The sequence below is a fragment of the Isoptericola hypogeus genome, from assembly GCF_039531145.1.
Classification (GTDB): domain Bacteria; phylum Actinomycetota; class Actinomycetes; order Actinomycetales; family Cellulomonadaceae; genus Isoptericola; species Isoptericola hypogeus.
In genome coordinates this window covers 1-24,490 of sequence record NZ_BAAAPM010000008.1, presented here as the reverse complement: position 1 = coordinate 24,490, position 24,490 = coordinate 1, and the positions used below count along the sequence as shown (strand labels likewise).

Annotated in this window: 13 protein-coding genes and 1 pseudogene; 1 reads left to right on the top strand and 13 read right to left on the bottom strand. The window is 76.0% G+C overall.

Annotated elements, in window-relative coordinates:
• Positions 1 to 67 precede the first annotated feature (67 nt).
• Positions 68 to 4,264 (top strand): PQQ-dependent sugar dehydrogenase, encoded by a 4,197-nt coding sequence (locus ABD254_RS15815; RefSeq protein WP_344249494.1) that lies wholly within the window; start codon positions 68 to 70, stop codon positions 4,262 to 4,264.
• A gap of 84 nt (positions 4,265 to 4,348) precedes the next feature.
• On the opposite strand, the gene ABD254_RS15810 is transcribed toward ABD254_RS15815, so the two are convergent.
• From ABD254_RS15810 to ABD254_RS15750, 13 genes and pseudogenes are all read right to left on the bottom strand, one after another.
• Positions 4,349 to 8,455 (bottom strand): helix-hairpin-helix domain-containing protein, encoded by a 4,107-nt coding sequence (locus tag ABD254_RS15810; RefSeq protein WP_344249492.1) that lies wholly within the window; start codon positions 8,453 to 8,455, stop codon positions 4,349 to 4,351.
• 13 nt (positions 8,456 to 8,468) lie between these two features.
• Positions 8,469 to 9,455 (bottom strand): hypothetical protein, encoded by a 987-nt coding sequence (locus ABD254_RS15805; protein ID WP_344249490.1) that lies wholly within the window; start codon positions 9,453 to 9,455, stop codon positions 8,469 to 8,471.
• A 41-nt stretch (positions 9,456 to 9,496) separates the two neighbouring features.
• A complete protein-coding gene (locus ABD254_RS15800; RefSeq protein ID WP_344249488.1) occupies positions 9,497 to 13,900 on the bottom strand; it encodes a hypothetical protein in 4,404 nt (1,467 codons plus the stop codon).
• Entirely contained in the window at positions 13,887 to 15,368 is a 1,482-nt protein-coding gene (locus ABD254_RS15795; RefSeq protein WP_344249486.1) for a baseplate J/gp47 family protein, read from the bottom strand. Before ABD254_RS15795 ends, ABD254_RS15800 begins: the two co-directional genes overlap by 14 nt.
• A complete protein-coding gene (locus ABD254_RS15790) occupies positions 15,365 to 15,859 on the bottom strand; it encodes a GPW/gp25 family protein (RefSeq protein WP_344249484.1) in 495 nt (164 codons plus the stop codon). Before ABD254_RS15790 ends, ABD254_RS15795 begins: the two co-directional genes overlap by 4 nt.
• A gap of 22 nt (positions 15,860 to 15,881) precedes the next feature.
• A complete protein-coding gene (locus ABD254_RS15785; protein ID WP_344250062.1) occupies positions 15,882 to 16,205 on the bottom strand; it encodes a hypothetical protein in 324 nt (107 codons plus the stop codon).
• Between the two features lie 38 nt (positions 16,206 to 16,243).
• Positions 16,244 to 17,047 carry a phage baseplate assembly protein V gene (locus tag ABD254_RS15780; RefSeq protein WP_344249482.1) on the bottom strand — a complete coding sequence of 268 codons (804 nt, stop codon included), beginning with the start codon at positions 17,045 to 17,047 and terminating at the stop codon, positions 16,244 to 16,246.
• A complete protein-coding gene (locus ABD254_RS15775) occupies positions 17,044 to 18,072 on the bottom strand; it encodes a hypothetical protein (protein WP_344249480.1) in 1,029 nt (342 codons plus the stop codon). Before ABD254_RS15775 ends, ABD254_RS15780 begins: the two co-directional genes overlap by 4 nt.
• Complete coding sequence (locus ABD254_RS15770; RefSeq protein ID WP_344249478.1) at positions 18,072 to 18,962, bottom strand: hypothetical protein; 891 nt, start codon at positions 18,960 to 18,962, stop codon at positions 18,072 to 18,074. Before ABD254_RS15770 ends, ABD254_RS15775 begins: the two co-directional genes overlap by 1 nt.
• Entirely contained in the window at positions 18,959 to 23,008 is a 4,050-nt protein-coding gene (locus tag ABD254_RS15765) for a peptidoglycan-binding protein (RefSeq protein ID WP_344249476.1), read from the bottom strand. Before ABD254_RS15765 ends, ABD254_RS15770 begins: the two co-directional genes overlap by 4 nt.
• Before the next feature lie 42 nt (positions 23,009 to 23,050).
• Positions 23,051 to 23,467 carry a hypothetical protein gene (locus ABD254_RS15760; RefSeq protein ID WP_344249474.1) on the bottom strand — a complete coding sequence of 139 codons (417 nt, stop codon included), beginning with the start codon at positions 23,465 to 23,467 and terminating at the stop codon, positions 23,051 to 23,053.
• 70 nt (positions 23,468 to 23,537) lie between these two features.
• On the bottom strand, positions 23,538 to 24,068 hold the full coding sequence (locus ABD254_RS15755) for a hypothetical protein (RefSeq protein WP_344250060.1): 531 nt from the start codon (positions 24,066 to 24,068) through the stop codon (positions 23,538 to 23,540).
• A gap of 12 nt (positions 24,069 to 24,080) precedes the next feature.
• Positions 24,081 to 24,490, bottom strand: a pseudogene (locus ABD254_RS15750) (hypothetical protein); the annotation flags it as partial.

Here is a 24,490-nt window from a genome sequence, read left to right as displayed (position 1 = left end):
TCGCGGCGGGTGGCAGGAACAGCAGTCGGCACGGACCTGATCGACAACGACGTTGAGAGGATCGCAGATGCACGAGCACTCCACACCGGCGCGGGCGACCGGCCCGCGGCGACACGCGCCCCGCGCCACAGCCGCGAGCGCCGCGCGGGTCACGGCGGCGGTCGCCGCGACCGCACTCGTCGGGACGCTCCTCACCGGCGGGCCCGCCGCCGCGGAGGAACCGACGGCACGGGAGTTCACCGAGACGCTCGACTTCGAGCAGTACGAACGCTCCGCCCTCGACGGGCAGGACGGCTGGACGGCGTCGTCGGCGCCCCGAGTCGTCGCCGACCCGCTCAACGCGAACAACCAGGTCCTCGAGTCCGTCGGCGGCGGGCAGCGGTCCTATCGCGCGATCCCGGAGATCGCCGACGGCGACACCGGCACGCTGTTCTTCCGCTTCATGCGGACCGGGAGCGTCGACACCTCGTTCGGCATCACGGACGTCGACGCGCCGGCCGACTACGTGAACAGCCGCGCGTACGTCAACAACCAGAACAACGACGTCATGCTCGCCCGCGACGGCGGGGCGTTCACGCCGGTCGGCACCTGGTCGCGCGACACCTGGCAGTGCGTCTGGCTCGTCGCCGACAACGCGTCCGACCAGGTCGCGGTCTACAGCCAGGGCGGCCCGTACGAGGAGATCACCCGGCTCCCCGAGGGCGCCGCGGAGCAGTTCGGCTTCCGCCAGGCCGTCTCCGGCGGGCTCGACCGGTTCTTCTGGATCAACGGGTCCAGCAGCGCCGGGCGCCTCATGCTCGACGACGTCGCCGTCGACACCGCGGGCGAGAACCTGGCCGTCCCGACCGGGAACCCGGCCGACTGCGCCGCCGGCGGCACCGAGCCGGCCGAGCCGCTGCTCAACCCGCTGCCCGACCCCGCGCCGTCGAACCTCGGGATCGAGGTGACCGAGCTCGCGCAGCTGCCGGAGTCGCACACGACGCCCGCGACGCAGGACCAGCGCCTCGTGCGTCACAACCGCATCACCCACCTCGACGAGATCCCGGACGGCTCGGGGCGCCTCATGGTGCCGGACAACAACGGGACGCTGTATACGGTGGACAAGGCGACAGGCGAGCACACGGCCTACCTCGACGTGCGGGGCGCGTTCGTCGACAACTTCCACAACAGCGCGGGCCTGGGCACGGGCCTCGGGGCGGCCGAGTTCCACCCGGAGTTCGCCGAGAACGGCAAGTTCTACACGGTGCACACCGAGGGCGGCACCGCGCTGACCGAGGACACGCCGGACTTCCCGGGGTTCGGCAACACCGCCTTCCACAGCGTCGTCACCGAGTGGACCGCCACCGACCCGTCGGCCGACGTCTTCGCGGGCACCAGCCGCGAGATCCTCCGTGTGCCGTTCGCCGGGCGCGTGCACACCGTCCAGCAGATCGCCTTCAACCCCACCGTCTCCGAGGGTGACGCCGACTACGGCAACCTCTACGTCCTGTCGGGCGACGGCGGCAACGGCGTCGGCAACGGTAACCCGCAGGACCTGGCGACCCCGCAGGGCAAGATCCTGAGGATCGACCCGCTGGGCGACGACAGCGCGAACGGGCGGTACGGGATCCCGGCCGACAACCCGTTCCTGGGCGAGGCGGGCGCGTTGCCCGAGATCTACGCCGTCGGCATGCGCGACCCGCACCGCATCAGCTGGGACACGGGCGGCGACCACACGATGTACCTGGGGCACATCGGCGAGTGGCAGGTCGAGTCGATCTACGCGGTCGAGCCCGGCGACAACTTCGGGTGGTCCGTGCGCGAGGGCTCCTTCCTGGCGGACAACCGGCAGATCTATCCCCTGCCGGCCGACGACGCCGAGAACGGCTTCACCTACCCCGTTGCCGCGTACGACCACGACCGTGACCCGGGCCAGACCGGCGACGCGGGCGTCGCGAACAACGGCGGCTTCGTCTACCGCGGCGACATCCCGGAGCTCGAGGGCCGGTACCTGTTCACCGACCTCGTGCGCGGCTGGGTGCTGGCCACCGAGGCGGACGAGATGGTCCGCAACGACGGCGACCTCGAGGACCTCGCCCAGATCGAGCAGCTGCGCGTGTTCTCCGGCGGTGAGGAGACGACGTTCCAGGAGCTGGTCGGCGACCAGCGCGTCGACCTGCGCTTCGGGTCCGACGCCGACGGCGAGCTGTACCTGATCTCCAAGGCCAACGGGAAGATCTGGAAGGTCACCGGCGCGCGGCACGTCGCCGCGTCCGACCCGTTCGCCCTGCCGGAGCTCGCGCCGAACCTCGTCGCGCACTACGACTTCGACCACCCGGTCGCGGGGGCGCCGACGTCGGAGGCCGACCAGGGCTGGTCGGGCACGAACATCGGGCTCGTCAACGGGGGCGTGGAGATGCGCGTCGCGGACCGGGCCTACCCGGGCGCGGGCGAGGCCCTGCAGACCCAGCAGATGAGCCCGACCACGGCGTCGAACGACGACTGGAAGGCCGGCGTCTACGACCCCGAGGGCGTGGACTCCCTCCGCGCCTTCGCCGGCACGGACGAGGCCACCGTCATGGGGTGGTTCAAGCCGACCGGCCTGCACCCGGCCCTGAACTCCGGGACGGCGAACCCCGACGACCGCTACAACGCGATCGGGCTGGCCGGGGTCCTCACGGGGACGTCGGACGGCCACGCCGTCCGTGCGCTCCTCGAGGTCATCACGGTCGACGGCGAGCTCAAGCTCGTCGCCCTCGGCCGCCGCGTCGACGGCGCGGGGTCCTGGACGTTCGCGGCCGACCTGCCGTGGGACCAGATCCTCGAGCGCAACACGTGGGTGCACCTCGCCGCGACGTTCGACTTCGCGGGCGGCGAGATGAAGCTCTACATGAACGGCGAGGAGCTCGAGGGCGAGTACACGGCCTCGAACCCCTGGGGCGCCGGAGCCACGTCCCCGTCCGACCCGGCCGGCCTCAAGATCGGCGGGAGCTTCCCGCAGGACACGCGCGAGGCGAACCCCTTCACCGGGCGGATGGACGACCTCATGTTCCTCGACGTCGTCCCGACGCCCGAGCAGGTCGCCGCGCAGTACGCCCTGTTCGGCGCCGCGCCCACGGAGCCGCCCGCGCCGCCGTCCTGCACGCCCGGCGGCGAGCAGATCACCGACGTCATGGCGGCGGAGAACTGGGCGCCGCGGACGCCGTCGAAGTGGCAGTTCCCCGGCGACCAGATCATCCTCGCGGAGGTGGGCGACAACCCGAACGACGGCATCCGGCGGCCGTTCGAGTACGCCACCCTCACCGAGGGACCCGAGCTCGGCTCGTTCGAGCTCGGGGCCGAGGTCAGGCTCGACGCCCCCGCGTCCGTGAACAACCGGGACGTCATCGTGGTGTTCGGCTGGAGGTCGGACACGCAGTACTACTACGCCCACCTCTCGCAGGACAACACGATCTACGCCCACAACGGCATCTTCAAGGTCGACGGGAAGGACCGGGAGCGGATCGACGACCAGTGGGACGGGGCGGTCGGCGCGCCGCCCGCCGTCACGGACGAGGAGTGGCACGACGTGCGCGTCGTGCGCTGCGCGGACAGCGGCGACATCGCCGTCTACGTGGACGGTCTCGACACCCCGCTCCTGACGGCGAACGACACGACGTTCCCCTCCGGCCGGGTCGGGTTCGGCTCGTTCGACAACACCGGTCGGCTCCGCGACCTGACGGTCACGACGACGGACACCACCGACCCGACCGTCACGGTCAAGGAGGGCGAGGAGTTCACGGTCGGCGGCGACGGCCGGTACGCCAAGGTCTCGTTCAAGCTGCACGACGCCGGCAAGGTCGACGGCCTCACCCTCAACGGGGTCGCCAAGGACCTCACCGACGACGTGTGGTCCGACCTGAACTTCGTGAAGCCCGGTTCGTTCGGGGCCGTCGAGGGAGCCAACACCCTCGTCGTCCACGACGTCGCCGGGAACAGCACGACCGTCCGGTTCGTGCTCGACACCACCGGCCCCACGGTGACCGTCAAGGAGGGTGAGCAGTTCACGGTCGGCGGCGACGGTGTCTACAGCAAGGTCTCGTTCAAGCTCCACGACGCCGGCAAGGTCGACGGCCTCACCCTCAACGGGGTCGCCAAGGACCTCACGAACAACGCCTGGTCCGACCTGAACTTCGTGAAGCCCGGTTCCTTCGGGGCCGTCGAGGGCGCCAACACCCTCGTCGTCCACGACGCCCTCGGGAACGGCACCACCGTCCGGTTCGTCCTGGACACGACGGCGCCGTAGCCCGGCACGCCGAACCCGTTCGGCACGTCCCCGGCGGGACGCCGCGTTCGCGGCGTCCCGCCGGTTCTCTCGTCCGCCGCGTCGTTACCTCGGTGCAGGACGTTCCGCACCGGGCGCCTCGAACGACAACGTCCGCCGCCCCCGCTCGGCGACGAGCCTCGCGGCCTCGGCGACGAACCCCGCCGCCATCGCCACGGACACCCCCGGCAGGCTCGCCACGTCGGCGACGTCCGCCCGGGCGAGGGCCACCAGGTCCGCCAGCCCGCGGGCCGCGAGCTCGCGCGCCCGGACGGGCCCGATCCCGTCGAGGTCGATCGGTCGTACGTCCACGCGCACGACCGTCCGCACGGCCGCCGTGGCGTCGCGGCCAGGGACGGCGGTCACGTGCAGGCGCGGCAGGGCGACGGGCCGCGCCGCCTGCGCCACCGCGCCGCCGTGCCGCAGCCGGCGCGCCCCGCAGGACGGGCACGCCGAGACCGCCACGGCTCGCCCGGCGCCGGTCGCCGCCGTCGTGGCCCGCGCCGGCTCGGAGCAGCCGCACGCGGAGCAGTACGCCCCGGAGCCGTCGCCGGACCCCACGGGCGTCGGCGGGCACAGGCCGCCCGCCGGCAGCGGCGCCGGCCGCTCCGACGCCCGCTCGAACCGCACCGTGACGTCGGTCAGCCGCAGCTCGCCCGGCGCCTGGGAGGCGAACGCGATCCCGACCTCGACGGGCGCCGCGACCCGCAGCGAGAGGGCACGGACGTCGACGGACGTCGACGGCGGCAGGACGACGGTCAGGACCGCCTCGACCGCGCCGTCGGGCACCGTCGCGGTGGCCAGGCGATCGTCGAAGTCGAACGGGTCGAGCGGCAGACGGAAGGCCTCCCCGACGGGCACCGGCAGCGCGCCGGATCCGGCGGGCTCGCCGGCGAAGGCCACCTCGACCACCGCTCCCGACTCCCCGTCGACGCGCGCGTCCACCTCGAGCGACAGCACGTCCCCGGGCGTGACGGCGAGGACCCGCGACACCCTGGAGGGGACCGCCCCCGTGTTCGACAACCTCGTCACGCTGCCGTGCGCGACGACCCCCGCCGCCGGGTCGGGCGCCTCCCACGGCCCCAGCGCTGCCTGCGCCGTGGACGCGAGGCTCGCCGCGCCCACCGCGGCCACGCCGTCGGGCGTCGAGAAGGCGACCTCGGCCTGGACGGCCCCCGCGGGAGCCACGAGCGTCGCCTCGTGGTGCGGGAGCACCGCGACCTCGTCACGGACGTCCGGGTCGAAGACCGCGATCGGCACCCGGTCGACGCGCTCGGGCTCGCAGCCCTGTCCGCGCCAGCGCACCTGGGCCGTCGCGCCCTCGGTGTCGGTCAGCCCGTCGAAGGCGAACCGGTAGCGCAGCCCGCCCACGGCCGGCAGCACCTGCGCGATCGCGGCGGGGCCCCGCGCTCTCCCGACGTCTCGCCGCCCACGGCCCACGGCCAGGTCGCCGAGCACCGCGACGACCCCGCCCGTGTCCAGCCGCGTCGGTCGAGCGCCGCCGGCGGTGACCTCCCAGTCCTCGGGGACCGCCGGGCCGAACGTGAGCACCCGACCGCCGCCGGCCCCGCGGGTCGCCACCACGGCGTGCAGCGCGGGCGGGCTCAGCGCGACCGTCGTCGGATCCTCGGCGCCGACCCCCACGCCGCCGCGGGTGATCCGACGCCGCCGCACGTCGAGCACGGCCGTCCCGCGGTCCAGCACGACGACGGCGAGCTCCCCGGCCGCGTCCACGGCGATCCCGCGGCCGGTGTCGAGGTCCTCGGCCTGGGACGTCGGCAGCGCCACCTCGTCGAGCAGCACGAGGTCGCTCGCGCGCAGGAAGCGCACGCTCTCCCGGCACAGGACGAGCACGTGCGGCGGGCCGGTGGCCGCCGCGGGCGCGAACGCCAGCGCCCGCGCCCGCGGCACCTCGACCTCACGGCCGTGCCGGGTCGCGAGCGCGTCCCGGTCGGCGAACACCACGAGGTGGTCGGTCAAGCCCTCGCCGCCGGCGTCCTCGTCGGGCCGGTGCACGAGCAGCCCGACGGCGCCGTCCGGCCCGACCGCGAGGCGGTGCGCCCGTCCCCTGACGGACGCCTGCGGCAGCCGCTCCCACGGCACCGGCGTCCCGGCGGGCCCGGTCGCGGCGCGCCACGCGTCCCAGCCGACGAACCGGACCGTGGCCTCGTCGTCCTCGTCGCCCGCGTCGCCCGCGAGGTAGACGCCCGACCCGTCGGGCGCCGCGACGAGCTCGCGCACGTCCAGGGGTGGCACGACCGGCGTGCCGACGACCCGGTCGTCCTGCGCGTCGACGAGGACCAGCCGGCCGGTGCGGGCCGCGCTCCCGGTCTCGAACGACGCGGTCGGGGCCACGGCGGCCAGCACGAGCCGGCCCGCCTGGTCGACGGCGATCCCGCGCGCCGTCCCGGGCCCGAGCGCGACCCCTCCGAGGGCCGCGCCGCGCAGCACGTCGAACCGTCCGTAGCGGACCCCGCCGTCCGGCGCCTCCTCCGTGGCAGGGACGTCCACCAGCCCGTGGACGACGGTCGCGTCCGTCGCGAACCCCGCGGCGACGAGCGCACCCCCGTCGAGCGGTCCGACCGTTCCTCCGAACCCGAGCTCGCTGCCCACCCGCAACCAGTCGGCGAAGTCCCCGTTCGCCACGAGCTCGCCCGTCGGGCCGCCGGCGCCGGCGACCGACAGCGTCTGGTTGACCGCGTCGGCGAGCTCGGGCATGGCCAGGTCGACGTCCACCGTCCCGGACGCGGCGAACCGCTGCAGGTCGACCACCGTCTCGGTCTCCGCGACCGTCGTGCGCAGGTCGACCGGCAGGGTGAAGACGGGCGGGGTGCTCCGCAGCCGGAACGGCGCCGCGTGGGCGCCCGGCCCCTCCGCCCGCCACGACAGCCCGCCGTCGCGGGTCCGCTGCAGCCCCACGACGTCCGGGGCGGGCGGCACGCCGTCGGTCGCGCCCCCGGAGGCGGCGCCCCCGGGCCCCGCGCTCCAGGCCGCCGTCCCGTCGCGCACCTGGAGCACGACCCAGCGCCGCACGCCGGCGTCGGCCTCGAGCTCGCCGCCCAGCGGCAGGCTGACCCAGGTCGGCGTCCCCGCGGAGTCCCGGGTCAGCCGCGTCTCGGCCGGGCGCGGCAGCGCCGAGCGGCGGCCGGGCTTGCCGTCCAGGTCGTCCACGACGTCGACGGCGAGCACCGCCGTCGCGGTGACCGCGGTAAGGAGCAGGTCGATCGAGGTGGCGATCACGGGCGCCACGGGCACGAAGGGCTGGGCCAGCCCGCCGCCCCCGGCGACCTCGACGAGCGCGGGCGCGGGCGGCGTCGTGACCGGGCCGAGCACGACGCGGCTCTCGTCGAACGCACCGCGCGCCCGGCCCGCCGACCCCACCGCGACCAGGCCCGGGGGGACGGCGACCGACAGCGCGCCCTGCTCCGGTCGCCCGCCGTAGGCGTACCGCGCCTGGACCGCGCCGACGCCCGGCGGCGTGGCGGACGCGACGTGCTCGACCTCCAGGTCGAGCGCGACGTCGAGGCGCGCGATCGAGTCCGAGTGCAGCACGCACCGCAGCACGTGCACCCCGTGCTCGACCGGGAGCTGCGCCATCAGCGCCTGCAGCACCGGCGCGAGGTCCGGCGTCGTCACCGGCTCGACGAGGTCGCCGACGTGCGCGAACAGCGTCGGTCCGCCGGCGAGCGCCAGCGCCACGTTGCTCGGCGGTGACGCGACGCGGACCTCGCTGAGGTCGGTCGCGTCCGCCACCCGCAGCCCGGCCACCGCGATGCCGGGCACCGGGACCGACCCGGAGGCGTCGGCGGCGAGCTCGAAGGGATCTCCCGGCCCGAGCCCGCCGTCCTCGTTCACGGCCAGGAACCCCCCGCCGAGGTCGACGAGCAGCCGCCCGTCCGCCAGCCCGGTCCCGACCAGGCCGGCGAGCCGCCGCCGCGCGTGCAGGTCGACCTCGACCGCGCCGCCCGCGACGACCTTCCCCGCGCCCCAGCTGCCCGTCGCGCCGGTGAACGCGACCGTCTCGAGGAACCTGCGGTCGTCGTCGGCGGCCACGGGCGTGATCGTGGCGGTCGCCCGGCGCAGCACGCTGCCCACCGGCAGCCGCCGCAGCACGACCTCGCGGTCGCGCTCGAACGGCGTGCCGGCGCCCGTCAGGGACGTGGTCAGCAGCATCGCTCTCCGCCTCTCAGACCTTGAGCAGCACCATGAGCTTCAGCTCGCGGTCGTACGTGTCGGTCGGGCTGTCGTGCACGGGCTCGCCGCTGTCCCCCGTCTCGAACTGGTCGAAGCTGCGCCGCGGCGTGCCCTCGTACCAGAGCGCCGTGCGGTTGTCGTCGAGGTGCTGGACGAAGACGTTCGGCGGCTCCGGGCGCAGCATCTTGCTGTCGTCGTTCCCGTGCATCACCCCGTTCTCGGGGACGCCCACCGTCTTGCGCGGCCGGTAGTGGAACACCATGTCGTCCCAGTCCCCGTTGGCCTTGAGCTGGCGCACCGACTGCTTCTCCTTGCAGCACCTCTCGAACCAGGGCGACCAGGCGTACTGGTCGTCGGAGAACCGGTCGTTCGGAGCGGCGAAGAACTTCTCCCAGAACTCGTTGACGAGGTCGTCGAGCGAGGAGGTGTCGGTGTACTCGACGCCGTACCGGGTGAGGAGGGCCGCGAACGGCACGCCCTCGTCGGGCCCGTCGGGGGGCTGGACGTCCACGACGATGCGCCTGCCGTCGGCGTCGGTCACCCGCATGCGCCGCTCCTGGGTGTGGTGCAGGAAGAACGTGACCCACGTCGGGCGGGACTCGTCGTCCTCGCGGGCCACGACCTTGAAGTACTGCAGCACGTAGAGGTCGACCAGCGGCGCCGTGCCGAGGCCGTGCTCGAGGACGTCCTTCTCCCCTGCTGTGAGGACGCGGAAGAGCTGCTGGTAGCCGGTGCGCCCGCGCACGTCGTCGAGCACGCGCCGGGTGACCTCCTCGGTGAGCGCGGCCAGGTCCTTGCCCTCCAGCCGGGCCGAGTCGTCCGCGGACTCCACGTGCGTCACCGCCTCGGCCGCGGCCTGCGAGGTGTCGTGGATGTCCTCGCGGATCTTGGACTGCATCTCGTTCCAGTCCTCTGCGGTGATCGCGTCACCGGGCTGCCGCTCCACGTAGGGAGCGGTGTCCGTCGTGGTCTCGCTCATCGTGTCTCACTCCTCGGTCGTGCGGTGGGGTCGCTGGGGCGTCAGCCGGCGGCGTGGTCGAACGGTGGGCCGGGCACGCCCTCGCGGGCGACGGCGGCGTGCACGCCGGCCGCCTTGGCCGTGCCGACGCCGGCCGGTCCGGGGGCGAGGAGCGCGACGGCGAGCGACGGCGACGGGGGCCCGAGCACCACGGCCCGGGCGCTCTCGAAGCGGTCGCCGCCGACGCGGACCTCGACGTCGTAGGTCGCGGGTCCTGCCAGGCGCGCGGCCACCGTGATGCCGTCGCCGTGCGTCCCGGCGTCGCGGGAGGCGAGCTCGAGGAACCCGCCGGCGAAGCCCTCGTCCGCCACGTACAGGCGCGCCCGGACCCCCGGCGCGCCGCCGGTCAGCGGCTGGGGGTCGCGGAACGGCAGCGTCGTCGCGCGCCAGCCGATCGGCACCTGGCGCACCATCGTCGCCGTGAGCACGGGCACCTCGTCGGCGACCCGCTTGCGGACGTGGTCGGGCTCGACGTCCTCGCCGGGCTCCGTGACGACGCCGGCCACGACCTGCGGGGCCCTGCTCCCCAGTCGCGCCTCGCCGAACGTCGAGCCGAACCGGCGGTCGAGCTCCGCGGGCAGGTGCACGACGAACGAGCCCGGCTGGTGCGCGTCCCACGTGACGGTGACCTCGGCGGTCGAAAGCCGGTCGCCCGTCGCGGCGAAGACCGCGGGCACCGCCGTCGGGGCGAAGCGGCTCAGGTCGAGCACGCCCTCCTGCGTGCCCGCTCCCCCGGCGAACCGGTCGCCGTCGACCCACTCGTCGTCCCACGGGCTGCCCCACGAGCTGGCGAACCGGGCCGCGTCGTAGCGCGCGACCCGGTGCTCGGTCCACACCCACGAGCTCGCCCCCCGGCGCACGGTCAGCGGGGCGGGCCCCCCGGCCCTCGGCACGACCTCCAGCTCGTCGTCGCGCAGCGCGCGCGTGGTGCCCCGCTCGGAGAGCGTCCCGGCGACGGTGCCGTCCGCACGGGCCTCGAGCACCAGCGTGCCGCCGGCGCTCACCGCACCCGCCAGCTGCACCGACCACCCCGCGCCCGGGTCGGCGATCCCGGGCGCGGCCAGCCCCGCGGCCGTCCTCACCTCGACCCGCCCGGGCACCGCGGCCGCGCCGGCGTTGACCAGGGCGAGCCGGCTGCCGTGCCGCACCGGGCCGCCCGCGCTCGCCGGCGACGGCGGGTACTCCTGGAGGTCCACGTGCCGGACCGCGAGCACGTCCACGCGGCTGTCGGGGCCCGCCGTGGGTGACGTGAGGAGCAGACGCGCGTCCTCGCTCGCGCTCGCCACGCCCGGCGCCGCGGCGTCGAGGGCAGCCACGACGTCGGGGAGCTGGGTCTGCCGGGGCAGCGGCCCCGCGACGTCGACGTCGACGGGCGCCCCGCCGTCGACCGCGAGCCGCAGCACCGAGCGCCGGGACAGGTCCACGGGCGCGAGCAGGTCGACGTCGCCCTCCACCGCCGCGGGGGCGGGGTCGCTGCCGCGCGCCTCCGCCCCGGCCGCGACGAACAGCACGGGCGCGGCGTCCTCGGCCCCGGCGCGGCCGACCGTCACGCTGCTGCCGGAGCCCGTGGTCGGCGAGGCGACCCGCAGCCCCACGCCGCCGGGGAGGTCCACGGTCGCGGCGTGCGCGGCGGTCTGGGCGTTGATCGCGGCAGCCAGGTCCGACGCCTGCGCGTCCGCGCCCTCGGCCAGGCCGGCGGCGAGGTCGACGACCACGGCGGGACCGCCGTCGACGCCGACGCTCAGCAGGGTGCCCACGCCCAGCGCCACGCCGCCGGTGAGGTCGATGGTGCCGACGACCGCGGCCGCCGTGGGCGGGGCGCCGGCGTAGGTGCGCGGGGGCGTGACGCCCAGCAGCCGGGCGGTCGCGTCCGTGCCGGCCGCCGGCGCCTCGACCGCGAGGGCGCTGCCCGCGCCGCGCGTCGCCGACGTGAGCACCAGGTGGCGCCCGTCGTGCGCGGCGACCTGCGCTCCGAGGGCGAGGTTGATGCGCGACACCAGCGCGGACAGCACCCGCACCGACGGCGCGGCGCCGTCGCCCACGGGCACGTCGACGGTCGCGGCGCCGTCGACGCCCAGGCGCAGCGCGGCGTCGGGCTCGAGCAGGACCCCGTCGGACAGGTCGGTCGTACCGACGAACGACACCCCGGTCGCCGGGGTGCCGCCGGCCGCGACCGGCTCGGGTCCCAGCACGGCGTCCAGCGCGTCGCGCGAGCGCGGCGGCTCCAGCGCGACGCGGGAGCCCGCGCCCGTGGCCAGGTCGACGAGCGTGATCGTCCGGCCGTCGGTGGCGGCCGCCAGCCTGCTCACCCCGGCGGCGTCGGCCGCCGCCCGCAGCCGCGCGACGACCTCCGCCGGGGTCGTGGCCCGCGGGCGCGGACCCGACACGTCGGCGTCGAACGCCGCGTCGCCCACCCGCACCCGCAGGTAGGTGCGGCCGCGCAGGTCCACGCCGGCCGACAGGTCGTCGGTGCCGGTGAGGCGGGCGCTCGTGGCCGCGACCCCCGACGCCGACCGCGCGGTGAACCCGAGGAGCGTCGTGGCGGCGTCGTCGGTGACGCGCGCCCGGGTGACGAACCGCCGGGCGGAGCGCTCGACGATCGGCAGCACCGCGAGCCGGCCGCCGGCGCCGGGATCCCGGGAGACGAGGACCAGGTGCGCCCCGTCGTCGCTCGCCACGGGGTCGGTCTCGGGCACGCCGAGCGCGCGGTTGACGGCCGCGGCGAGCTCGTCCGGCGTCACGTGCGCGAGGTCTCCCGCGCCGTCGCGGAGATCGACGGTGACCGGGTCGGCGCCGTCGAGCGCGAGGCGCAGCAGGTGCCGGGCACGCAGGTCGGCGCCGCCGGACCCGTCGTCGCCCACGGTGAGGTCGACCGCGCCCGTCAGCGCGGCGGTGACCGCGGGCGCGCCGCGCGCCGAGCGCGGCCGCAGCCCCAGCAGCACCTGGGCGGCGTCGTCCTCGGTCTCCTCGACGGTGAGCAGGCCCGCGGAGCCGGCGGTGGAGGAGGCCAGGGTGAGACGGTCCCCGTCGTGCGAGGCGACCTCGGCCCCGAGCGCCTCGTTGACGGCTGCGACGACCTCTCCCGGCGTGGTGGCGCGCGGGTCGGAACCGGCCACGTCGACGCTGACGGGCGGCTCCGCGTCGACGGCCAGGGCCAGCTGCGAGGCCCCGCTCAGGTCGACGCCCAGCCCGATGCCGTGGTCGGCGGTGACCGCCGCCCGACGGGGCGGCGCGCCGACCGCGAGCCGCGGCGCGGCGCCGAGCAGGAGGCCGGCGGCGTCCTGGGCCGCGGCGCTCTGCACGGCGACGGAGCCGGCCGGGCCGGCGGTCGGCGACGTCAGCGTGAGGAACCGGCCGTCGTCGGACGCGACGGGGGCCCCGAGCCCGGCGTTGATCGCGTCGGTCACCTCGCCGACGTCGACGGCGCCCGGGTCCGTCGACGCGCCCGCCGCGCAGTCGACCTCGGCGAGGAGGTGCCCGTCGACGAGCAGGCGCAGGTAGCGCGCGACCCTCAGGTCGAGCGCGACCGACAGGTCGGCCGTGCCGGTGATGCGGGCACGGGTGGCGTCGGCGCCCTGGTAGACGCGGGGGCGCAGGCCGAGCACGAGGTCGGCGGCGTCGTCCACGTGGTCGCCGACCAGCACCGACGACGCCGGGCCCACGGTCGTCGAGGTCAGCACGAGCCGCCCGGCCGCGTCGATCGTGGCCACCGGCGCCCCCAGCGCCGCGTCGATCGCGGCGGCGACCTCCTCGGCGGTGACGTGGGCCGGGTCGCCCGCGCCCGCCGCGAGCGCCACGGGCGTCGTCCCCGGCCCGTCGACGGCGACCGCCAGGTGGGAGCGGCCGGACAGGTCCACGCCCCCGCGCAGGTCGACGGTGCCTGCCAGCCGCGCGGGCGCGGCGTCCCGGCCCTCGATCACGACGCCGGACGCCGAGCCGGACGCCGAGCCGGACGCCGAGCCGAGCACGGCCTCCGCGGCGTCGGCGCCGTCGCGGCGGGTCGTCACGAGCACCGGGTCCCGGCGGTCCCACCAGGCGTCCAGCGCGGCGTCGTCGAGGTGCAGCCCGAGGGCCTCGGCGGCGGTGCGCAGGATGCCCGGCACGGTGACGGTGCCCTGGAGCTGGGTGCGCACGAACCTGCGCAGGTGCTCGCGGAACTCCTCGACCGCCTCGTCGGGGCGCGGGGCGAGCCCGTACAGCGCGGCGAAGGCGGCCAGGTCGGCGACCCGCGGCTCGCCCGCGTCGGCCACCTCGACCCAGTGGGCGCGCATGACCGCCACGAGCGCGTTCTCGGCGGCCTGCAGCTCCCCGCCGTAGGCGTCCGCGAGCGCCCGCAGCGCCGAGGGGTCGGTGCGCAGCGCGAACGTGGGCGGCAGGTTCGCCAGGACCCGGTCAGCCTTCGGCATCGCCCACCTCCACGAGGACGTCGTCGACGCTCATGGCCAGCGCGATCCACCACGGGTCGCCGTCCAAGGTGGCGGACACCTCGTAGGTGCCGGCCTCGAGGTCGGCGTCCGACGCCGGGGCGCCGGGGGCGGAGGTCGACCGGAGGAGGGACCTGTCGGGCACGGGAGCCTGCGCGCCCGTGAGGTCGGCGCGCGCGACCACGACGTCCTTCACGACGGCGGCGGCCACGTCGTCGACGCCGGTGATCGCCTCGAGCAGCGCGGCGCCGTCGGCCACCTGGCCCCGCGTCAGCCCGTCGACGTAGGCGCCGACGGCGGCCACCACGTCGGCCCGCACCTGCGCCTGCCCTGGGCCCGACAGCCCGGGCCTGATGGTGGCGAGGACTCGCGGGGTGATGAACACGTAGCGGGCGACGAGCGTCGCGAGGACCCCGGCGGCGCGGGTGTCGTGCACGGCGGCCACGAGGCTCGGCAGCCGCTCGGGCTCGGCGTCGACGACGACGGTCACGGTGCCGGGCTCCGAGCGGTGCCCCGCGGGGCCGTTCGGGTCGAAGAACTCCACCGGCGTCCCGCGGCCCTCGCGGATGACGCGCTCGAGGGCGGCGAGCGTCGCCTTGCCGAGCGAGCGCAGCACGGCCTTGGCGCGCGCACGCAGCTCGTCGTCGGACTCGTCGGCGGCGGCGCGCAGGGTCGGGTCGAGGTTGGAGACGCGCGCGATGCCGGCGATCGGCTGCGCCTGCTCGCTGATCGTCCCGGCCGCGACGATCCCGTCCTCGCCGGCGAACGCGACGTCGGCCCGCGCGGGGACGTCGATGCGCACCTGGCCGGCCTGCAGCGTGCGCAGCTGGCTCGTGACGAACACCTGGCCGCCGGTGGCCACCAGCCGGGTCCCGACGGGGATGGTGACCGCGCCGTCGACGCCGTCGGCGCGGAAGAACGTCACGAGCCCCTCGGCCAGCTCCGCCGTCTTGCGGGTCACGTCGAGGATGGCCACGACGAAGTCGAGCGACCGTCCGGTCGCGGTGTCGACGAACGCCGAGAGGTAGGCGAGGTTGATCTGCTCGTACACGGTGGCGATCTCGCGCCCCACCGCCTCGGTGAGGGTGCGGGTGACGGAGCCGACGTTGATGTCGGACAGGGGCGAGCGGGACTCGGCGCGGAAGTAGTCGACGTAGAACGTCGTGTCGTCGTCGGGCAGGGTGCCGTCCTCGAGCCACACCACGGAGTTGGTGGCCGCGGAGTGGACGAAGTCGATGCGTGCGAGGAACGTGCGCGGCACGCCGGAGGCGGTGCCGGTGATCCCGCGCACGCCCGAGACCGGGTCGGCCGGCTCGGCGAGGGCGTACGTGAGGACCTTGAGGTCGAAGCGGACGGGCTCGTTGACCACCCCGCCGACGACGGACGTGAGGATGTCGTCGACGAGGTCCCCGAACGGGCGGTGGACGAGGGTCACGGTGTCGCCGTTCACGACGCGCCTCCTTCGAGCGGCAGGGGGAACACGAGGTTGAGCTCGCTCACGCCGTCGACGACCCGCACGGCGGCGCGGACGTCGAGCGTGGTGGGCGCCGCGCGCCGGGTCTCGACGGTCAGGTCCAGGACCTCGGCCACCCGCGGCTCGGCGGTCAGGGCCTCCAGCGCGTAGAGCCGCGCGCGGTGCCGGGTGGCGGGCGTGTTGGGCTCGCCGACGAGCTCGTGCAGGCGGCTGCCGTAGTCCGGGTGCCCCAGGTGGGCGAGCTCGCCCTTCTGGGTTCCGAAGCGCAGGAGCAGGGCCTGGCGCAGGTCGTCGACCCCCGTGAGGCGCTGGAGGTCCTGCGGCGAGGCGTCCGGGGCGCCCGGCAGCCGCTGCTGGGGGCGGGGGGCCGTGAACAGGTCGGAGCCGCGCTCGCGCTGCTCGGCGAAGGTCAGGTCGCCCAGCAGGCGCAGGTCCGCGCCCAGCAGGGCGTCCAGGTCGACCGTCATCCTCGCTCACCTCCTCGGCGGGTCATGGCGCCCACCCGTCGACGACGAAGGTCGCGGCCGGCGGCCCCAGCACCAGCAGGACGCCGCTGCCCGACGGGATGCGGTCGAGCGTGCGCACGAGCCCGCGGCCGCCGACGGTCACGCCGGTGCTGGCCGGCTGGCCGATGACGAGCGGGTAGGGCACGCCGGAGACGGAGTTGACCATGGTGCAGATCGATCCCGTGGTGGCCAGCGGCATCCCGTTCGCGGTGATCACCGGGGGCAGGACGGCGACGATCGTGCCGGTGTCGGGCGCCCCGGTGACGCCGGGCATCACGACGACCGACGCGCCGATCGAGACGGGCATGCCGGGCACGTGCGACTCCCTTCCTCGCGACGTCCTCCTCAGGGGGAGAAGGACGTCTGACCTTTCACGGACACGAACGAGCCCTGGACCGTGGCCGACGCCCCGGCCTTGAGCGTGGCGCCGACCTGTCCCTCGAGGGTGGCGGTCGTCCCGGCCTTGGCGGTGAGGCCCGTCGCGGCCGTGAGCGCGAGCGACCCGCCGGCCTCGAGCGCGAGGTCGCCGGCGGCCCTCATGGTCACCGCGCCGGCCGACTCGACGGCGACGTCGCCGTCCTGGTCCATGACCAGCGTCGTGGAGCCGGAGCGCACCGTGACCGTGCCGCCGCTCGACCCGGACTGGTCGAGCACGAGCTCGGTCTTCCCGGCCGTCGCGGTCACCGAGCCGTCGACGATGCGCACCGTGATCTTCGGCGGCAGCTCGATGACCACCTCGCGCGGCGGGTCGGCGTCGCGGTGGTTGCGGACGGCGGCGAGGACCGACTCGTCGTCGGGCGCGGCGAGCGGCGAGCGGAAGACCGTCTCGTCGGTGGTGGACAGCGGCGGGCGGTCCTCGTCGTCGTACAGCCGCCCGACGACGACGGGAGACCCGACGTCGCCGTGGTCGAACGCGAGCAGCACGAGGTCGCCCACGTTCGGGATGGTCACGGTGCCGACGTGACCGGTCGCGACCGGGACCCGCTTGAGCTCCAGCCCGCTGTTCTTCAGCCGCACATCGACGCCGTAGTTGTCGTCGTCCGAGCCGTCGGAGTGCGGGTGCACGGCCTGCACGACGCCGAGCTCGGTGGTCCGCACGGCGGCGAGCTCGTGCCGGACGATGGCCGCGATGGTGTCGACGAGCGTCATGACACACCCCCGGGCGCGGGCATCGAGCGGGCGGTCACGTCGGTGAGGAAGCCGTCTGTCTTGGTCAGCCGGTGCTCGACCGCGCGCACCTGGTAGGTCCCGTCGAGCCGGTCGACGCCCGCGCGCTCGGGGAACCGCTCGAGCTCGACGAGGTCGCCGAGGCGCACCTGCGGCCGGCCCTGCAGCCGCACCCGCACCCCGACCGCCGACGCGGTGAGCACGTCCGCGATCGCCCGCGCGGCGGTCCCCGCGGCGGCCGCAGTCCGCAGGGCCGCCTGCTCGACCAGGAGCACGGGCGTGCCGGAGCCCGCGGAGCCGCGGTAGGTCTCGAAGTCCTTGGTGAGCCAGGCCCACGACTCGTCGCCCTTCGAGGCGCCCGGGCTCTCGCCGTAGGTGAGGACGGTGGCGGCCCGCGGACGCTCGCGACACTGCTCGGCGCCGAGCACGTGCTCGCCGTAGGTGAGCACGTGGGCCGTGCGGGTGCCCGCGGGAGCCTCGAAGACGAGCCCGCCGTCCGGCGTGACGTAGGTGTCGAACCCGGCGAGCCGCGCGAGCTCGCGCACGTGGCGGGCGGCGCTGCGCCGCGAGTCGACGACGTAGGCGGGCAGCTGCGGCCCGTCGGAGACGCGCTCGACGTCGAGCCCGGCCTCGGCGGCCAGCGCGCGCACGACGTCGCCGGCGGAGCCGTCCTCGAAGGTCTTGTCGACCGACGTCCGGGTCAGCGCGTCCGCCGTGCTGTGGCCGACGACCCGCTCGGTGCGCAGCCCGGGCTCCACCGCCACGACGGCGCCGGTGAGCACGCGCACCAGCCCGGCGTCGCCGTCGGCGTACCCGAGCTCGACGGCGACGTCGTCGCCCGGCTCGGCCCGCAGCCCGCCGACCTGCCCCTGCACGAGGGTGACCGAGTCCACGGGCGTGTCCAGGTCGAGCCGCACGTGCAGCTCGACCGCGGTCGAGGCCCGGGGCTCGGCGGTGGTGTCGACGACGTGGTCGCCGATCGTGATCCGGTAGGCGGGGCGCAGCATCAGGAGCTCCCGGCCAGCCAGGCGGCGAGCTCGGGGCTCGTCGTCGCCGGGTCGCGCGGGTCGGCCAGCTCGGCGGCCACGGCCGCGCGCAGCCCGGCGTGCTCCGGCCCGAACACGTCGCCGGGTGCGGGTGGGGCCGGCTGCGGCGCCCGCACGAGGTTCGGCACGTACACGCCGAGGAGGCGCTCCCGCAGGTCGCCCAGGCGCGGGTCGAGCGCGCTGGAGAGCATCGCGCGCACGAGCGCGGCGCGCTGCCGGGTGCTGAACGCCCCCGTGAACGTCGCGTCCTCGTAGGCCGCGACGAGATAGGCCTCCTGCGCCTCGACGCGCGTGCCGGGGTCGGCGGCGACGGCCAGGAGGCGGTCGAACCGGTCGGGGTCGGTGCGCACCGCCTCGCGCACCAGGACGTAGACGACCTGCGCCGCGTCGCGCCCCGCGTCGGCGCGCACCCGCCCGGCCTCGGCGAGCAGCTCGTCGGAGAGCAGGTGCCGGGCGACGAGCGACAGCGCGAGGCGGACGTCGTCGGCCACCGCGGCCGGGGCGTCGGGGACCAGCGCCAGGCAGTGCTCGGCGGCGAGCAGCTCCGCGGGATCGCGCGACACGCCGTCGCAGAACGCGACCAGCCGCTCCCCCGCCGCGGCGGTCCCCCACGGGTCGGCCGCCGACCGCAGCACGACGGGCACGTCGACGCGGGCGCCGGGCTCGGCCGCCACGGCACCCTTGAGCACCTCGACGACCTCCACCCGGACGGCACCGGTGCGCACCGGCCGCCCGTCGGCCGGGTCGGGGGCGGGGCTCCCCACCCGTACCTCGGCGACGTCCACGACGAGGATCACGGGGGCCGTCAGGACCACCGAGGTGACGGGGCTGGGGACCGTGGGCGTGCTCATGCGCGGGCGTCCTGGACGAGGGTGTTGAGCGCGGTGGGCGGGCGGACCTCGACGCCCGTGGCGGCGGCCGCGACCGCCGGGGTCAGCGGCGTGCGGGCGGTGATCGTCGAGGCGGGCGGCGCGACGACCGCGATGGCCCCGGTCGCGGGGTCGATCGTCCACGTGCCGTCGAGGGACCACACGACGCGCTCGACCACGGCGTACAGGCGGTCGGCCGGGTCCCCCGTGGCCCCGGACGCCGCGGTGGCGTTGGTCCACAGCGTGAGGTGCGCGTCGAACCGGATCCGCAGCACGAACCGCGTGACGCGCGCGGCGGCGACGACCGGGTGGCGGCCGTCGATGGTGATCCCGGGGCTGTCGACGGCCTCGACGATCCACCGCTCCCCCAGCGCCTGGGGCGCGCGGGGCGGGCGGATCCGGCTGCTGGTGAGCGACGACGTCTCCCCGCCCGAGCCGCCACCGACGCGGCCGGTGTCGAGCAGGGGCGGCGCCAGGATCGCGGGCGCGGGGTCGCCGGGCTGGAGCTCGCCCCCGGGGCCGGTGGCCGCGCCGCCGTTCGACGCGAACACGAACGGGGCCGGGTGCACGGTGGGCGGGGCAGTGGTGGGGTCGGTGAAGGTCGGCGAGAAGCTCGTCGCGTCGATGATGCCGTTGGTCCACGACCCGAAGAACCGGGTGACGTCCCGGCGCCCTACGGCGCCGCCCGTGACGACGTCGACCTGCGCGACGAGGTGGATGGCGGCGGTTCCCGGCGCGGCGATGCTGAAGACGCCGGAGCGGACCTGGATGCCGTTGTTCGCCGCCGGGGTGACGGCGAAGTTGGCCGCCGTGGCGACCGAGCTGTCCAGGGACAGCGTCGCCCGCCCCAGCACGACGTTGCGCACGATCGACGGCTCGCGGTCGATGCGGTGGTCGTAGCCGCCGTTGCCGTTGCCGTCCACGAACGCCCGCACGTGGAAGGTCCCCGTGTTGTCGGCGAGCAGCGTCGCGGCCAGGGCGTTGCCGGGGTCGGGGGTGACGGTGGGCGCGGCGGCGGCGTGCAGGGCGACGATCGCCGCCGCGTCGTCGCCCCCGTCCGCGGCGGGGAGGCCGGCCGCGCGCTGCGCCCCCCACAGCACGGGCACCCCGGCGGGCCGGACCGTGACCGCGAGCCGGACCGGGTCGGCGGCCTGGACGGACCCCTCGAACAGGGGCACGGCCGGGTTGACGCGCGGGTTCTCGTCGAAGTCGGCGGGCACCGGCGCCGCGGGGGCCGCGGGCACGACGTGCGGCGGCGTCGGGCCGTTCGGCGGGGGCGGCACGGCGCGGGCGGTGCGCGGCGGGGTGCCCGGGATCGTCACGGTCAGGTCGCGCAGCTCGGCGACGGTGAGCTGGACCCGGTCGCCGTCGGGCTCGACGCCGTCGATGCCGAGCTGCAGCACCGTGTCGCGCAGCGCGGCGCTGACCCCCGTTCCCTCGACCCAGAAACGGGTGCCGCCGGCTGCGATCCCCGCGTTCGGGAGCAGGTTCGGCAGGGCCACCGGCGCCTGCCCCGGCGCGGCCACCTCGTCCGCCGCGGCGAAGACGCGGGTGCGCGCGTCGAGGGCCGCCAGCACGAGCGTGCCGGCGAAGTCCGCCGGCCGGGCCTGCCGGACGGTGAGCATGGCCCGGCCGGCGTGGTTGCCCGCGTCCTGCACCTGGACGAACCGGCCGGGGTCGATCTTCGCGGCCTCGGACAGCGGCGCCGGGTCGACCCCGACCGCGGTGCGCGAGGCGTGCAGGTCGCAGAACAGCTCGACGGCCGTCAGCACGGCCGACGCCGACAGGCCGGGGGTGCCCCCGACGGTGAGCTGCAGGGTCAGGGTCACGTCGCCCACGGCGCCGCTCGCCGCGCCGCCCTCGGCGAACAGGGTGACGCCGGTGACCAGGCGCGCGGCGTCGAACACGTTGTCCGCGCCGTCGAAGGTCAGCTCGGTGCCGCCCGCGGCGGCGTCGAAGATACGCACCCGGTCGCTCGAGCGGTCCAGCCGCCCGCTCCCGGTGAAGGGCCCCGACACCGTCAGCCGCACCGGCCGGCGAGCCGGGCTGGTGTGCGGCTTGCGCACGACGACGACGTCGGGCGCGGTCAGGCCCGGCTGCACGGACGCGACGGCCCGGTCGACCACGACGACGTCGGCCGGCGCCGACCCGTCCAGCCGCAGGCAGACGGCGTTGCCCGTGACGTCGGCGATCGTCTGGTCGCGGCGCCGCAGCAGGAACGGGCCGTCGACCGACAGCACGAACCAGCCGGGCGGCTTCTGCGGGGGCGCGCCGGGGAAGGTGAAGGCGCCGTCGGCGGCGGTCCGGGCCGGGATCGGGGTGCCCGCGCGCTGTGCGCCCGCGACGAGGACCTCGCCGCCCAGGTACTCCCCGTCGCCGGCCTGGAGGACGTGGGGACGGTCGGCGAACGGGGTGCCGTCCTCGAACGTGATCCGCCCGGCGACGGTGAACGAGCCCTGCTCGGCGGCGGTGCGGCACCAGGGCCGGTTCGCCGGCGGCGCCCCGCCCGCGCCGGGCGGGTTGGTGGGGCACGGCTGGTCCCACGGGACCACGAAGGCGTCGACCGCGGTGGCCGTGCCGTCGTCGAGGCACCACCCGCCGCCGCCCGCGCCGTCGGGCACGAGGTCGAGGGTGCGGGGGCGCGGCACGGGCGTGGGCATCCGGTCCTCGTGCACGAACATCAGCTCGACGCGGCGGTTCGGCCGCCACGCGGTCGGCACGTTCTTCACCGGGTCCTGCTCGCCGCACCCCAGCCAGCGCAGCGGCCCGCTGTCGCACCCGGCGTCGTCCCGGTTGGCGAGCAGACTGGCCACGGGCAGGTCGAGCGGCTCGTCGTCGAGGTACTCCCCGACGAGGACCGGCCAGGTCGCGTCGCCGACCACGCCGTCCGGCACCAGGCCGTGGTCGGCCTGGAAGGCGCGGACCGCCGCGTCGGTCAGCTCGGGGTCCTTGCCGACGTTGCCCCGGAAACGGCCCAGCGCCTGCAGCATGTGCTGGATCTCGCGCGTGCCCCACGTGTCCGCGACGGTCACCACGGTCCCCGCGGGCCGGGCGCGGCGCAGCGCGTCCCACTCGGCGACCGAGCGGGCCCGCTGCGACGCGGCCGTGAGCATCGCGAACACGGCGCGGCCGCGGCGCTCGGACAGCGACTGGTTGTACTCGTCCGAGCCGGCCTTGTCCGTGTGCCCCACGACGAGCAGGTGCGCCTCGGGGTGGGCCTTGGCGTGCTCGACGACCTGCCGCAGCACGTGCCGCTCGCACGGCTCGAGGAACGCCGAGTCGAAGTGGAACGTCACGGCGTAGACGGTGGCCACGCGCGAGCCGCGCCGGAGCACGATGCGCACCTGCGTCAGCTCTCCCTCGCGCACGACGGCGGGGGCCGAGCCGGTGAGCACCTCGCGGGCGCCCGTCGGGGTGCGGGTGTCGTCGACGAGCGCGGTCAGGGTGTAAGCGCCGGCGGGGAACGGGTCCTCCAGCCAGGTGTCGGGACGCGTGCGGGTGGTCAGCTCGCCGGGGAACGTGTCGGCCGGGTCGGCCGGGGTCCCGGCCACCGTGACCTTGACCCGGTCCATGTCGAAGGCCGGGTCGCCCTCGACCTCGACCGTGACCGCGAGCCTGCCCTCGGTGACCGGGGGTGGCGGGGGCGGCGGGATCACCACCTCGCGCTCGTCGACGGGCGTGGCCTCGGTGAGCTCGCGCAGGTCGAGGCCGTACTCGAACACCGCGGGCCGGCCGGCGAGCTCGCGCACGTCCATGCGCTCCACGAGCACCCGGTCGACGGCGGTCGCCCCGGTGATGTCGGAGACGAACGGCACCGGGTCGCCGGCGTGGAAGCGCGCGCGCAGCTCCTTCAGGCTCGACGCGACGTCGGGCGCGGAGAGGATCCCGGTGAGGCGCACGCGGGCGCCGCGCCGGCCCAGGTCCTGCAGGAAGTCGCCCTCGAGCCCGGGGACCCGGTGGCGCGTGACCACCTGGTCCTCGTCGGCGTCGACCACCTGGACCTGCTCCAGCTCGAGGTCCCCCAGCATCGGGCGCACCGTGTCACCTCCCTCGCCCCGTCGGTCGTGCGGTCAGGCCTTCAGCGACACCAGGTGGGCGCGCACCGCGTCGATGAGGCCGGTCAGCTCGGTCTTGAGCGCGTCGACCGAGGGCAGGCCCCCGACGACGTCCGCGATGTCGCCGATGGTGCCGATCGCGCCGGCCTCGTCGGGCAGCAGCTTCTTCGCGGCGTCGAGCAGCGCGGGGATCTTCCCGGTGAAGCCGGAGACCTCGGCCAGGCCGGGGATCGCCCCCACGTCGAACGACGCGATCTCGGCCTTGAGCTTGTCGAGCAGGCTCACCAGCTCGTCGATGAGCTCGTTGACCTGCGGCACCATGCTCGCGATCGCCTGGATGGCGGGCTTGATCGTGGCCACGTTCTCGTCCAGGAAGGTCTTGAAGTCGGTCAGCACCGCCTTGAGCTGTTCGAAGAGGTTCTCCTCGGCCATGACGTCCACTCCTTCGTCGGTCCTGCGGGTCGTGCGGTGTGCGCGAGCGCGTGGAGGCACCGGGCGGCGGTCAGCCCGAGGCGGCGTTGGCCTGCCGCAGCCGGCCCAGCAGCTCGGTCAGCGGGGTCACGAAGCTCTCGAGGCCGGTCGAGAACGGCAGCGCCAGGTCCAGCCCCTCGAGCAGGCCGTCCGTCAGCCCGGCCGCGTCCGCGAGGATGTCCGCGCCGAGCGGGTCGACGGGGGCCGGTGCCACCGGCTCGAGGTACTCGCGCAGGGTCACCGTGTACGCGTACCGGTCCGGGCGTCCCGCGAGCTGGCGCACCTGCAGGTCGTCGACCAGCACCTGCTCGATCGACGTGTCCGTGGTGATGTCGGCCACCCACTCGACCGGGTCGCCCGTGCGCAGCCGGTCCTTGAGCGTCGAGACCAGGTCGAGCGCGGCCGGGTCGGTCGCCACCCCGTGCACGGTCAGCGCCGTCGGGGCGCGGCCGAGGTTCTGCAGCATGCTGCCGTCCTTGCCGGGCGCCTTGTGCTCGGCGACGGCCCGCACGTCGGTGCTGCGTACCGCCTGGACCTGCGGCAGCTCGGCTCCGGCCAGCATGGGGCGCACGGCTCACACCTCGATCCCGTGGCGGCGGGCAGCGTCGTCGAGGATGCGGGTCATCGCGCGCTCCAGGTCCGGTTCGGCGACGCCCGCCGCCGCCAGCGCCGTGCGCACGTCGGGCGGCGCCGGCACGTCGGCGGCCCACGCCTCGCCCGTGAAGGTCGCGGGCGACGTCGGCGGGCGCGACGCCTCGTCGCGCAGGCGTGCGGGCGTCCCGGGGTCCTCGGCGAGACGAGCGAGGTCGCGCAGGGAGCGCACACCTCGCGCGGAGCCCTCGCGGGCCGCCGGCCCGACGACCGGCGGGGACGGCGCCCCGCCAGCGCGGTCCGGGTGTCCGGGGGCGAGCGGGGCGAGCGGGGCGAGCGGGCGGAGCCCCGTCGGTCCGGCCACCACGGCCGGCGCGGCCGGCGGCCGGTCCG

Coding starts and splice junctions, on each gene's coding strand:
- ABD254_RS15815 (WP_344249494.1), top strand. CDS start 68: ATGCACGAGCACTCCACACCGGCGCGGGCGACCGGCCCGCGGCGACAC.
- ABD254_RS15810 (WP_344249492.1), bottom strand. CDS start 8,455: ATGCTGCTGACCACGTCCCTGACGGGCGCCGGCACGCCGTTCGAGCGC.
- ABD254_RS15805 (WP_344249490.1), bottom strand. CDS start 9,455: ATGAGCGAGACCACGACGGACACCGCTCCCTACGTGGAGCGGCAGCCC.
- ABD254_RS15800 (WP_344249488.1), bottom strand. CDS start 13,900: ATGCCGAAGGCTGACCGGGTCCTGGCGAACCTGCCGCCCACGTTCGCG.
- ABD254_RS15790 (WP_344249484.1), bottom strand. CDS start 15,859: ATGACGGTCGACCTGGACGCCCTGCTGGGCGCGGACCTGCGCCTGCTG.
- ABD254_RS15785 (WP_344250062.1), bottom strand. CDS start 16,205: ATGCCCGTCTCGATCGGCGCGTCGGTCGTCGTGATGCCCGGCGTCACC.
- ABD254_RS15780 (WP_344249482.1), bottom strand. CDS start 17,047: ATGACGCTCGTCGACACCATCGCGGCCATCGTCCGGCACGAGCTCGCC.
- ABD254_RS15775 (WP_344249480.1), bottom strand. CDS start 18,072: ATGCTGCGCCCCGCCTACCGGATCACGATCGGCGACCACGTCGTCGAC.
- ABD254_RS15770 (WP_344249478.1), bottom strand. CDS start 18,962: ATGAGCACGCCCACGGTCCCCAGCCCCGTCACCTCGGTGGTCCTGACG.
- ABD254_RS15765 (WP_344249476.1), bottom strand. CDS start 23,008: ATGCTGGGGGACCTCGAGCTGGAGCAGGTCCAGGTGGTCGACGCCGAC.
- ABD254_RS15760 (WP_344249474.1), bottom strand. CDS start 23,467: ATGGCCGAGGAGAACCTCTTCGAACAGCTCAAGGCGGTGCTGACCGAC.
- ABD254_RS15755 (WP_344250060.1), bottom strand. CDS start 24,068: ATGCTGGCCGGAGCCGAGCTGCCGCAGGTCCAGGCGGTACGCAGCACC.